This is a genomic window from Mastigocoleus testarum BC008 (genome assembly GCF_001456025.1).
Lineage (GTDB): Bacteria > Cyanobacteriota > Cyanobacteriia > Cyanobacteriales > Nostocaceae > Mastigocoleus > Mastigocoleus testarum.
In genome coordinates, this window is record NZ_LMTZ01000075.1 from 1 (window position 1) to 12,125 (window position 12,125).

A 12,125-nucleotide genomic window follows, 5' to 3' on the forward strand; every position below is an offset into this window, starting at 1 on the left:
GACTGTTTTCTTGCATCTGAATATATTCCTTGGGTCTGATAATGTATTAACCATCACCTTTTTGTATTTATTCAGCAAGCCCTAAGTAATTTTGATGACCGAATATTCCACTCCTGTGTCCTGTTAGCGGCGGTGCGCTACCACGCATAATGCTGCAATAAAAGCAATCCATCTCACCGTTAAAACGGGAGACTTCTTGCCATCATTAATCTTAAATTTGGACAACTTAAACTTGGGCGACTTCGGTTGCAACTGACTCTTCCGATGGGGTAACTGAATTAGCCCTTACTGCACGAAACATCCCAAATCGACAAAGCCCCGCACCAAATGCTAACCGCATCAGAAGAATAGTAGGTACTTCCCGCAAAGATTTAATAAAACCAGATACACCAAAACGCACCAATCCCGCAGGTCGAGCAACTCCTTGCCATATAGAATCAAACCAAGAAGGAAGGGTTTCTTGTGTCCAGTCTGCTGTGATTACTTTTCCTTCAACAAATCCCGTCGCTTCTAAAAGTTCGGAAAAACCTTCAATACTAGCAAAAGCTGGATGAGACCATTGATCCAAAAGTTGGCGCATTACCGGCTTTTCCCAAAAATTTAGGGGTTTTTGACGGTCATCCCTTTGGTTCCAGTCCGCAACAACTAATAATCCACCTGGTTTAACCACTCTCATTAACTCTCTAGCAAAAACCGCTTTATCTGGCATATGGGGTCCAGCTTCAACTGACCATACTACGTCAAAACTTTCATTGGGTAAAGAAAGTGACATCGCATCATCCACCATAAATTTGGCGTTAATTCCTTCAGGAGTTAACTCCCGAGCCCGTTCCACTTGTTGGGGACTGATGGTAACACCTGTGACTTCAAACCCGTAATCTTTAGCTAAAATGCGGCTGCTACCTCCAATCCCACAGCCAACATCTAAAACTGTAGTTCCAGCAGGTAATTTATCTAGACCACCCCAACGCACCATTTCATGTACAAAGTCATACTTGGCAGCTAAAAAATCTTTCCGTTGTGGTGGCGAACCATAATGACCCAAGTGAATATGTTCGCCCCAGTAAAACTCCAAAATACCATCCTCAGTCCATTGATCGTAGGAATTGGCGACGGAGTCAGATGACTGATAACGACGAGCGGTGATTAGATATATTGCAAGTGAGAGTATAAGTAGTGCAAGGATAATTCCCAAGGCAGAAAGAAACCAACTCATTGAAATAAAGCCTTAATATTTCTTCATATTCATAATAATTTTATCCCATTATTAGAATGCAAATTTTGTCCAATTAAGGAGAGATTCTTCATTAAGTAATATCTGCTGATTCCACTACCACAACATTTTTCGATGATAAAACTTGCAAGGACTTCTCAAAGTTTCCACATTTGTAGGCAGCTACCGCATCTCGTACTACAGTAACTCCATATCCATTTGCGATCGCATGTTCAGCCGACACTTTAATGCAGTAATCTGTAGCAAGACCAACCAGATAAAGATGAGCAATAGAATTAGTCTGAAGAAATTTGACAAATTCACTGCTGGAAAATATGTTTCTGTTTCCTTTTGTAAATATATTATTACTAACTATTTTTAGGCGGCTATCAAATTCTGCCCCTTTAGTACCTTTTGCCACAGAATTACCAGTAAGAAGTTTCACTAATGGGTTTGACCATTCTGTTTGTATATAAACTACATCCTGCTGTTTCTCAATGAATTGTTTGCTGAGTTTATTCACTACAGGGATGAGTCGATCTACTTGAGTAGTACAAGCATGAGCTTTTCCATTTTCCAGGGTAAAGTCATTTTGTAAGTCTATGACAATCAATGCTGATTTTTGTTGAGTAATAACTATTTTTCTAACCTTTACAGTTTTCATTTCTCAAGCTTTTGATGCTTTGGTTTGTTGGTTGTTATTTTCAGGGTAATCAAAGTTGGTCTGAGGTTTTCAGCAAGGTGGACAGAGTTATTTTCTTTAATTAATACCATTATCACCTTTGAAAAACTGTCATTTTATATTTTCTATCTATGTTAAAGTGCGAAAAGGAATATTCTCCTTCATTTGTTTTATTTTTATTTATTGAAGCTGAATATGAGGATGATTCCCGTAGGAAACTTATTTGTTGTAGGTGCTGTAAGTCCCAAAAATTATTTAATATATACATCTGAAGAGAGAGCATAGAGTATGAAGTTGTTACTTGTGGAAGATGATCAAAGAATAACTAAAACTCTTGCAGAAGCAATGACCAGCAAAAATTATGCAGTTGAAATAGCCACTGACGGGGAAACTGGCTTAGATCTAGCACAAACTTTTACTTATAATTTGATTGTTTTGGATGTAATGCTTCCGAAACTAGATGGCATCACTCTCTGCCAAAGATTACGACAAACAGGGAATAAAACACTAATTTTGATGCTGACAGCAAAAGATACTAGCCTTGACAAGGTTATAGGTTTAGATGCTGGTGCTGATGATTACCTTATTAAGCCCTTTGATGTACCAGAATTGTTAGCTCGCATTCGTGCTTTGCTACGTCGAGGTAATCCAAGCTTATCTCCCATACTTGAATGGGAGCATCTTTATCTAGACCCCAGTCAGTGTGAAGTAAGATATAAGCAACAAAAACTGCACTTGACACCAAAAGAATATAGTTTATTAGAATTATTTCTTCACAACGGGGAGCGCGTCCTCAGTCGGGATGCTATTCTACAACAGATATGGTCTTTTGAAAGTATGCCAGAAGAGCAAACTGTCAAAGTTCACCTACAAACTTTAAGAAAGAAGTTAAAAGAGAAAGGAGCACCACACAATCTTATCGAAAATGTCTATGGCCTGGGTTATCGCCTCAATCCTAACCTCTAAGAAACAGTTTCGCTCTCTGCAAATACGTTTGCTATTTTCCTATTTAGGAGTAATGTTAACAATTTTAGGGACATCAGCGGTAGCGGTACATGAAGCTGTTAGTCATAAACTTCACCGACAGTTAGATGACCATTTAATGACCCTAGCTCAAACTGCAGCTCAAACTTTAGAAGTGGTAAAACACGAATATTACGAACACAAACTCGGGGATTATCCTGAAGAGTACCATCATAAAAACTTACCAACGAGTCTCTCTCAATTAATGGCTCCATATAAAAGAGACGGAGATATCAAGATTCCCGTTCATCATTCTTCTCATTATTACCAAGGTGTAGAATGGTTTGACGAAAAGCATCAGCTATTGATTAAAGAAGGTAATCTTTTTCCTGAAAAAGAACTCGCAGAGAATTTAAAAGCTTTTGATTTCACTAATATTAAGGGCAAAAATCGTACTCTTGCTTTACCAGCTATGTATATTTCTCCGCAAACTGGAAAACAGCAAATTACTGGCTATATTCGCGTAACCATATCTACAACAGCTTTAGAAGCGGAATTATTTCGTCTGCGTTGGGCGTTAGCTTTAGGAGGAGCTATTGCTTTAACCTTGACTGCAATTGGCGGAATGTGGTTAAGCCGTCAGTCCCTCGAACCAATAGAGAAAAGCTTTGGACAACTCCAGCAATTTACTGCTGACGCTTCCCATGAATTGCGATCGCCTTTGACAGTAATTAAGACTTCATTGGGAGTAATGCAGATGTATCCCGAGCGAATTCATCCAGCCAATACGGAAAAGTTACAGGCGATGGCCAGCGCTTCTAATCAAATGACCTGTTTGGTAGAAGACTTACTAATGCTTGCAAGAATGGACGGTAAATCGGGAACTAGGGGTAGTGAGTTTAGAGCGGTTCCTATTGATGAAATTATTGAAGATTTACTAGAATATTTTGAAGCAGAAGCATTAGTAAAACAAATTACCCTCGATTTCCAGCTCATTAATAATATTTTTCTACTCGGCGACCCGCAACAGCTTAAGCGTTTGTTTACAAATTTGCTAGATAACGCACTGCAATACACTCCTAATGGAGGAACAGTAACTGTAACAATGGAGCAAGGTGAAAAATTTATAGTTATTGCTGTGTCAGATACAGGAATTGGGATCGCAGCAAAAGATATACCTCATATTTTTAAACGTTTCTGGCGAGCAGATAAGGCGAGAAGTTATCGAACTGGTGGTACGGGATTAGGAATGGCAATCGCTCAAAGTATTGTCACAGCACATAAAGGGACAATTACCGTTACTAGTCAAATTGATATAGGCACCTGCTTTAAAGTGCAATTACCTACAGTTTAGCCTTTCCTGATTCTTTACTTTTTTTAAATATTATTATTTTCTAATGCTTGTATCGCAAAATTGCGTGTCTTCTTAATAGCGCTTTGCTAAAAGGATAGAGCGCCTCAGAGCCGGAAGTTAACGGATGGTAACTATAGTGGTAGTAAGGGGGTTAGAAGATAGAAACTAAGAGTGGAATTTCTTGTACAAATGACTTTCAGCTTTAAGAATTTTCTTTAAGCACAAACCAGAAAACAAGCGAAATTTTCGTGTCTGATTGATTATTTTCAAATATTTAAACTATGAAACAAGTTAATGGAAAAGCTTTGATTGCCGAATTCATCGGCACTTTCGCCTTAATCTTTATTGGAGTTAGTGCGATCGCTGCTAATCAAATAACCGAGGGAGCAGTCGGGCTAACTGGTATTGCACTAGCTCACGGACTAACCATTGCCGTTATGGTCAGTGCTACAGCAGCTATTAGTGGTGGTCACCTTAATCCTGCCGTAACTTTTGGAGCTTGGCTGACAGGAAAAATTGATGCAATTAATGCTGGTGGATATGTTATTTGTCAATGTCTAGGAGGTATTTTTGCAGCGAGTCTAGTTAAGTTAAGTATTTCCAGTGAAGTCCTTAAAACAATAAAAATGGGGACTCCAACTTTAGGTACAGGAGTCAATCCTATCAACGGAGTAGTAATGGAATTTTTCCTTACATTCTTTTTAGTGTTTGTGATTTTCGGTACTGCTATAGACCGAAGAGGTCCAAAAGTAGGCGGACTTTTCATTGGTTTGACAGTGGTTTTAGACATCCTCGCCGGTGGTCCAATAACTGGGGCTGCAATGAACCCAGCACGACACTTAGGTCCAGCACTTCTAGGAGGAGAAATCGGGAATTTTTGGTTGTACTGGGTTGGACCGCTCTGTGGAGGTGCGGTCGCAGCGTTACTATATCATCACAGTTTGGCAACAATAGATAGTCGCAAATCAGAACACTGAACTGAATTTTTTTTAGTTTTGCTTTTAAAATGCAAGATATACAGTTATATGACTAGGGATAAGGTATTAATTTTTGTCAGTACTATAAGTTCTTAGAAAAGGCGCAAAGACATTAATGCAAAGACATTAATGTTGCTTACCGCAACATTTTCAGTATTGACTGGTGGAATGATGAAAGAAGAATGTCTTCCTTGCGGATAAATTTAACACCTGTAGTATCTGGCTCATCCAGTATCATGGGTGTGTATATTTATTGGTCTTGCATTACATATACTGCTTGGGACTAAAGTAGGTCAACTTTCACTATTAGCATCAATCTTTAATGCTAGGACCCGTGACGAAGATTCTCTAAATCAAAAACTTGGAGTAATCATAATTAATCACTCTAATTTTTCCAAAAATCATTGAAATAGTAGCTAAGTAAGTAGGCACAAATAAACTCAACTATGTAACAAAAGGTAAACAATTCTAAAACCCCTACGATTTCTTCATTTCACTACATTTCACATGCGCTTTGCGCACACTGCGTTAACGCAATGACATACCTTGGTTTTTTAACACCGACCTACTTGTCTGGAGAATTGTTATGGCGTTTATATTGCCTGTTTTTAGCTCTTAAAATAGATATATACAAGACCACTAAAATTTTTAAAATAGATATTTTTACGAAGTTCAATTTGTAAGTGTACTTTACTTATGATTACTATTCAATAGTGAGTAGATAGGAACTTAATTGACTAACAAAATAATAAATAAAAAACACCCATTTTATAAAATGGATGTCGAATTTGATTCACAAAGCTATTCAGAAATTACTACTTTTCAATAATAGTTACAAAAAGTCAATAACTAGAAAAGATTATAGATATAAGTCAATTACTTTGCTTTCGCCTTGTTATTTCATACTCCATAAATTCTAAATAATCCATAAAAATTAAATAGGATTACTGTATTAAAAGTAGCATCAAAAAAATAGAATAATTAAAAATCAGAAAGATCTGCTTATGTTTATAGTTAATATAAGAAAACAGATCTTTCTTCTTTGATTATTTAGCCAACTTTCGCCACAAGTTAAATTGGTAAATAATCGGCTAGATATTTTTTGCAACTATTTAACGTAATTAACTGATATATCAATGATATAATGTATCGTACTGATACAATTAAGTTACAAAATATCTCACTACAGCAGATATTATTAACTAGTAAGAGTAAGTATAGCTGTAGTTATTATTTGTTTCTGTATTAGAAATTTCTACTTCTACTTCACCAATAGAACTTTTCTTAAACTTGATAATTTCATCATTAAATATAAATGAAGCACCACCAGAAATATTTACTTGATCTTCTGCAGTCAATTCTTCAGAGATTAAATTTTCGAAATAATTTTGGTTAGTCATTGAATTAAATCCTCACAAAAATTAAATATCTGTCAATCACTTACAAGAATTTATCTTGCTCAATATTAAAGATAGTAAAAAAAAGTAAAGAAATAGAAAAGATTGAACACCTAAAAGATAAAAAAATCTGAGTTGGGTAACAAGAATAAAAAATCTGATTTTTAAATATTAAAGTCTCTAAATTTACGGTAACCTTATTTCCTGACGATATAGCAACTATAGTTGATTTATAAACAGATAAATTCTGTAGAGACACAATTATCGTGTCTCTACAATAATTACTTTTCATGAATCATTTAGTATAGTAATAAAATCTTATTATTTCTATAATAAATATCCCATTCCCTGTGAGTATTTAATTAGACATTAATCGTTTCAAAAAATACAAACCCAAATCTATCAAAATTTTAATAAATTTGGATCAATCTGAATTTGAATCTGAATCTGTTGAAGTTTGAGGTACCTGTTTACTTTGTCTGTAATCTCTTGATCGCTTAAAAAACTTCTGCAAATTCTGAAACAACATTGCTCCACCAGTGGCTAACATCCACAGTAAACCCAAGCCATTGAGCAGGACATAAACTGGTTCTAGCTTATGTCCAAAATACTCACCTTCATGTAAAACCATGAGAAAATGAACTTGGTCGCGAGACAACCCAAACCAATCTTTGGAAATGCGGTAGGTAACCCCTGTAAATACTGTGATTAACAATGGTAATAAAACAATTGGGGCAATAGTACGGTGCCATTTTCTCAATGATTGGTTCAGTTTCATGATTTAGTTAAACTGGAAATATCTCTGAAACTATTGTAAATAGCATCGTACATGGAAGCGATCGCCATTGATAACTGCGCTTAAAAAGCTGGAAAAATATCTGCCAATTTTTCCTCAAGTTGAGCAATTGACACTTTCCCTAGCGTTAGGTCTGTCCGGTGAGTACGGTCACTGAACCAAAGATTCTCAAAACAAAAGAGCGAGGTTGATCGTGATTGACGACTATATCCAAGACATGATGAACAAAAACCAGATTCCCGGACTCTCTGTTGCAGTAGTGCAGGGGGGTGAACCTGTCTTGGCTAAGGGTTATGGGCTAGCAAATCTTGAACACTCCGTTCCTGCGACAGAAAAAACGGTTTATGAGATTGCGTCTGTTGGTAAAACCTTCACGGCTACAGTAACAATGATGTTAGTGAAAGAAGGGCTTATATCTCTAAACGATAGGATTACAAATTACTTAGACAATTCGCCATCAGCATGGCAAAGCGTCACAGTAAAGCATATTCTGTCTCACCAATCGGGGATTCCCAGCTATACAGATGCACCAAACTACTGGGATCTTACCCGTCTTGATTTATCCAAAGCTGAAATTTTGGCTCTGGTTGCTGACTTACCCCTCAAATTCAAACCTGGTGAATTTAGCGCCTATGACAATACTGGCTATTACCTGCTTGGCTTGATGTTGGAAAAGGTAACCGGACAAAGTTATGGAGATTTACTGCACAAACGCATTTTTACTCCTTTGGCAATGAATGCAACTATGATGAATAATCCAAGAGATATTGTGCCGCACCGGGCTGCTGGCTATCGTTTAGTAAACAATAAGCTCGTTAAAAAACCTTACTATAGTCCCTCAGTCACTTATTCAGCTGGAGGTCAAATATCCAATGTACAAGATATGGTTAAGTGGGAATTAGCACTCTTGCATGGGACTTTACTAAGTCAATCGACTCTTGATGATATGTGGACTCCTCATCCCCCAAATTATGGCGATGATTGGGAAAAGCTTAGATATGTAGCAGGTTTAGGTTGGCAGGTTATTAACTATGACAATCGCCGGGTAGTAGGTCATAATGGTTCGATTTTAGGATTTGCTAGCAACATTACTCGTTTTATTGATGACAAGATTACGGTAATTGTATTTTGCAATTTGGATAAAATTACCCGACCAGATACTATTGCTTTCAAAATTGCTGGATATTACTGTCCAGCACTTGCAAAACTGGAACAGATGCCACCAATATAAACGCATTAATAGGCAAGAAGGAGTAAACTTTTACCTATTCCTTCTCATGTCAAGTATTTGAAAAACCTAATTAATGTTTTTATTTCTCGATCGCTACGTCAGGTAAACGACTCCATTCATTCCAGGAACCATCATAGTTCCTAACTTTGGGATAACCTAGTAAATACTTCAAGACGAACCAGGTATAACCCGAACGTCCACCGATCGCACAGTAGGGAAAGACTTCTTTGTCTAGGGTAATACCATTACTGCTGTAAAGCGCCTTTAACTCATCAAACGATTTGAAAGTTCCATCTTCGTTGAGGGTAAGCACATGTTCAAGATGAACCGAACCGGGAATATGTCCCGCACGTTCTTTACCTTCTGGTGGTTTCATCAAAAATTGTTCGCCCTGATACTCTTCGATAGTACGAACATCTAAGATTACTCGACTCGGATCATCAATCGATTCTTGAATCTCATTATGGAATACTCGCAAATTATCATCGAGTGGTTTTGCGTGGTACCGGGTCGGGGGAAAGTTGGATAATTCTGCTGTCACTGGATGACCTTCAACTACCCATTTTTGATGTCCGCCATTCAAAACTCTGATATCTTGATGTCCAAATAGTTTTAGTAGCCAGAAAATCCAGGCTCCAGTTCCGGGATAACTACCATAAGCAACTATGGTCATGTCATTTGTAATCCCAGAGCGTGATAGTAGTTTTTCCATGGCTGAAACATTTAGATTTATCCTCATATCGGGTAAAAGTAAGTCTGCAAAAATATTCCAAAACACAGCACCCGGAATATGATTATTTTGATATGGTTCTGGACTCATATCAACTTCGACTATGCGCAAATTGGGATCGTCGAGGTGCTCTGCAAGCCATTGTGTATCTACTAGGACTTCAGGATGGGCATAATTATTCATAGGTTTTTTCTCAATAGGATTATATTTCTTCTTTAGGCGACAAAATCTGCCACACATGATGTACTAATGTTGTAGATGCAGAAAATAGGACAAATCCAATTAAAGGGTGAACAATTGCTAAGGGAAATGGGAGTGGGGTTTGGATATGAATGGTCAAAAATTGTAATGCTAAGAGGATTGGAAGACTTATTGCTAGGCTTCGTACTCGCTTGGAAAATGGAAACCAATAAGCTAGTAACATTAAAATAAGAGATAATCCGCCATATCCCCGCACAAGCCAAACATGAATTCTCCACCAATCAGGGTTATAAAAGTAAGCTAGTCCAACAGTAAGCAACTGGGTAATTAAGCAAAAGTTGAAGAATATTGCAATGATGTAAAAGCTGACTGCTGCTAACTTAGATAGAGACTGATTTTGTTCTGTTGTTTGATTTATAACTAAATCAGAACGACTTGAAGAAGTATCCATAATCTATCGAAAATTTATCGAAAATTCTGCAAATGAAAATGAAGCTGTTCCAATTATTTTTCTTTGAGATCATTTCCCTCGCTTTTGAAGATCGCTGAAACTTAGATTAAAGTTAAGCATTCCCCTTCGTATAGACCTCGATCGGGTACACTTTGCTCAAGTGGCGCAATAAATATCAGTCAACAAATTATGAAAACTCCACTACAGAAGTCATTTCAGGCGATTGCTGAGGCGCATAATGAATTAGAACTCAAACAAACGATAGTAGCGGAGGTGGGTGAGTATTTCGCTGCAAACCGCTGGGGTGTATTTTTTATGGATCGACTTCCTGCAATCGATAAAAAGACCCCAGAGATAGTTAAACGAGCTCTTTCAGTCGAATCTAATCCCGTTTTGAGGTATGTATTGCAACGCCATGTCGCAGTTCACGATGAAATAATTTTACCTCCTGGAGTGTGGCAAACAATTTGTCCTCGTCCAGATCATGGACATGTAATGGCGGGTCCAATTATCAATAACGGTCAGCTTGTTGGTGGTATAGGCTTTACTCGTCATCGCAAAGAACCCCCATTCACTGCAGATAATTTAGCTGATTTAAGCGCCCTATGTTTGCATTTTTCGACAAGACTCGTCGCACTACGCTCAAACTTAGGTTTTGAAGAATTAAATAGTAGCCCTCTCACCCCACGCGAAAGACAAATTGCAGAATTAGTCGCTCAGGGAATGACTAATTTGGAAATAGGAAAAGCTTTATGGATTACAGAAAATACAGTAAAGCAATCACTGAAGCGTATGTTTCGTAAACTTGAGGTTTCATCCCGTGCTGAGATGGTAACAAAACTTTTTGCAAGTAAAGGTAGTCTACCTCAAAAAATTACCACATCTTTACCTTGAAGCACAAAAAGAAATATTCCAGTTAAACATTGACCGAATGGTTTAAGTTGTGTTAGTGTTAAATTATGATTGAGAAACAAGCAGGTTTTCGATGACTCGCGGTCCTGACAAACAATTTGATACAGAAGTTGCTTTAAGTAAGGCAATGGAAGTATTTTGGGCGCATGGCTATGAAGCTGCAAGCTTATCTGAGTTGCTCAAGAGTATGGGGATTGGCAAAAAAAGTTTGTATGATACCTTTGGTAACAAGCAATCGCTCTTTCTTAAAGCCTTAGATTACTATGCTCAGACAACGATTCGTGACATTCGCGATCGCTTATCTGCAGATGGTTCGCCCCTAACAAACTTGAAGAATTTGCTTCTAGAATGGCAGGAAATCCACGGTAAAATGGGTAGCTGCGGCTGCATGCTTGGCACTAACATTGCCGACTTTAATACAGATGATGAAGCAATCGCCAAAATAATGCGCGGATATTTGCGACAGGTTGAAGATGCTTTTTGTGCTAATTTTACCCGCGCTCAAGCCTTAGGAGAAATTGAGAGTAATGTAAATCCAAGAGATTTGGCTCGTTTACTACTCTGTACGACACAGGGTATGGCATTATTAGGTCGTGTCATGGATGATGATGCCACATTGAAGGGAACAGTGCAAGCGACATTATCTCTTCTAAAATACAAATCTTAAAAACGAATTTTTTTTGCAAAAACTTAGACCGAACAGTCAATATTGTTTAATTTTCTTTTGGAGGTAGAATCGTGACACGTTTAGCAAACAAAACAGCAGTTATCACCGGTGGTTCAACTGGAATTGGTTTTGAGACTGCGAAACAATTCATTGCTCAAGGTGCAAGGGTGATTATTACCGGACAAAATGAAGAACGCTTAAATGCAGCAGCAAAGGCTTTGGGTGAAAATGCGATCGCAGTGAAAGCTGATGTGCGCTCTCTTGCAGATTTAGATCATTTAGCAGTGCAAGTAAAAGCAAAGTTTGGTAAAATCGATATCCTTTTTGCTAATGCAGGTATAGGTTATTTTGCCCCATTGGAACAGGTTGACGAGGCTTTGTATGATAACCAGTTTGATATTAATGTGAAGGGAGTATTTTTTACCGTTCAAAAGTTAGCGAGTTTATTGAATGAAGGGTCTAGCATGAATGGCACTAAGAAAAGCTGGAACCCTTGTGGTTTAAACAGTCTGTAATTGCTTATTTAATTCATGCCGTGGTTTTGTCATCAA

13 protein-coding genes are annotated in these 12,125 nt (G+C 37.7%); 7 read left to right on the plus strand and 6 right to left on the minus strand.

Annotation, left to right across the window (positions count from 1 at the left end; translation table 11 throughout):
* Positions 1 to 226: 226 nt before the first annotated feature.
* Both BC008_RS11860 and BC008_RS11865 read right to left on the minus strand, forming a co-directional pair.
* The gene (locus BC008_RS11860) at positions 227 to 1,216 is read right to left on the minus strand and encodes a methyltransferase domain-containing protein (protein WP_027845106.1); all 990 of its coding nucleotides are present in this window, start codon (positions 1,214 to 1,216) and stop codon (positions 227 to 229) included.
* A gap of 91 nt (positions 1,217 to 1,307) precedes the next feature.
* The gene (locus BC008_RS11865; protein ID WP_058183565.1) at positions 1,308 to 1,877 is read right to left on the minus strand and encodes an isochorismatase family cysteine hydrolase; all 570 of its coding nucleotides are present in this window, start codon (positions 1,875 to 1,877) and stop codon (positions 1,308 to 1,310) included.
* 306 nt (positions 1,878 to 2,183) lie between these two features.
* Here BC008_RS11865 and BC008_RS11870 point away from each other — a divergent pair, with 306 nt between their 5' ends.
* From BC008_RS11870 to BC008_RS11880, 3 genes are all read left to right on the plus strand, one after another.
* Positions 2,184 to 2,861: a response regulator transcription factor gene (locus BC008_RS11870; protein WP_027845107.1), complete on the plus strand. Its 678-nt coding sequence runs from the start codon at positions 2,184 to 2,186 to the stop codon at positions 2,859 to 2,861.
* Positions 2,821 to 4,212, plus strand: a complete 1,392-nt coding sequence (locus BC008_RS11875; RefSeq protein ID WP_201026118.1) for a sensor histidine kinase — start codon at positions 2,821 to 2,823, stop codon at positions 4,210 to 4,212. The genes BC008_RS11870 and BC008_RS11875 overlap by 41 nt, the downstream gene beginning before the upstream one ends.
* Before the next feature lie 281 nt (positions 4,213 to 4,493).
* Positions 4,494 to 5,189, plus strand: coding sequence for an MIP/aquaporin family protein (locus BC008_RS11880; protein ID WP_027845109.1), 696 nt, complete (start codon positions 4,494 to 4,496; stop codon positions 5,187 to 5,189).
* Positions 5,190 to 6,391: 1,202 nt separating this feature from the next.
* Here the strand turns inward: BC008_RS11880 and BC008_RS11885 are convergent.
* Together BC008_RS11885 and BC008_RS11890 are read right to left on the minus strand one after the other, a co-directional pair.
* Positions 6,392 to 6,589, minus strand: a complete 198-nt coding sequence (locus BC008_RS11885; protein ID WP_027845110.1) for a hypothetical protein — start codon at positions 6,587 to 6,589, stop codon at positions 6,392 to 6,394.
* A gap of 421 nt (positions 6,590 to 7,010) precedes the next feature.
* Positions 7,011 to 7,364 (minus strand): hypothetical protein, encoded by a 354-nt coding sequence (locus tag BC008_RS11890; protein ID WP_027845111.1) that lies wholly within the window; start codon positions 7,362 to 7,364, stop codon positions 7,011 to 7,013.
* A 211-nt stretch (positions 7,365 to 7,575) separates the two neighbouring features.
* On the opposite strand from BC008_RS11890, the gene BC008_RS11895 reads away from it, so the two are divergent.
* Complete coding sequence (locus tag BC008_RS11895) at positions 7,576 to 8,613, plus strand: serine hydrolase domain-containing protein (protein ID WP_027845112.1); 1,038 nt, start codon at positions 7,576 to 7,578, stop codon at positions 8,611 to 8,613.
* 79 nt (positions 8,614 to 8,692) lie between these two features.
* On the opposite strand, the gene BC008_RS11900 is transcribed toward BC008_RS11895, so the two are convergent.
* Together BC008_RS11900 and BC008_RS11905 are read right to left on the minus strand one after the other, a co-directional pair.
* A complete protein-coding gene (locus BC008_RS11900; protein WP_027845113.1) occupies positions 8,693 to 9,526 on the minus strand; it encodes a sulfurtransferase in 834 nt (277 codons plus the stop codon).
* 19 nt (positions 9,527 to 9,545) lie between these two features.
* Positions 9,546 to 9,995 carry a DUF6220 domain-containing protein gene (locus BC008_RS11905; RefSeq protein ID WP_058183566.1) on the minus strand — a complete coding sequence of 150 codons (450 nt, stop codon included), beginning with the start codon at positions 9,993 to 9,995 and terminating at the stop codon, positions 9,546 to 9,548.
* Positions 9,996 to 10,184: 189 nt separating this feature from the next.
* On the opposite strand from BC008_RS11905, the gene BC008_RS11910 reads away from it, so the two are divergent.
* From BC008_RS11910 to BC008_RS11920, 3 genes are all read left to right on the plus strand, one after another.
* Positions 10,185 to 10,889, plus strand: a complete 705-nt coding sequence (locus BC008_RS11910; protein ID WP_036266948.1) for a LuxR C-terminal-related transcriptional regulator — start codon at positions 10,185 to 10,187, stop codon at positions 10,887 to 10,889.
* A gap of 91 nt (positions 10,890 to 10,980) precedes the next feature.
* Entirely contained in the window at positions 10,981 to 11,574 is a 594-nt protein-coding gene (locus tag BC008_RS11915; RefSeq protein WP_027845114.1) for a TetR/AcrR family transcriptional regulator, read from the plus strand.
* Between the two features lie 71 nt (positions 11,575 to 11,645).
* Positions 11,646 to 12,089 (plus strand): SDR family NAD(P)-dependent oxidoreductase, encoded by a 444-nt coding sequence (locus BC008_RS11920; RefSeq protein ID WP_082650544.1) that lies wholly within the window; start codon positions 11,646 to 11,648, stop codon positions 12,087 to 12,089.
* Positions 12,090 to 12,125 lie beyond the last annotated feature (36 nt).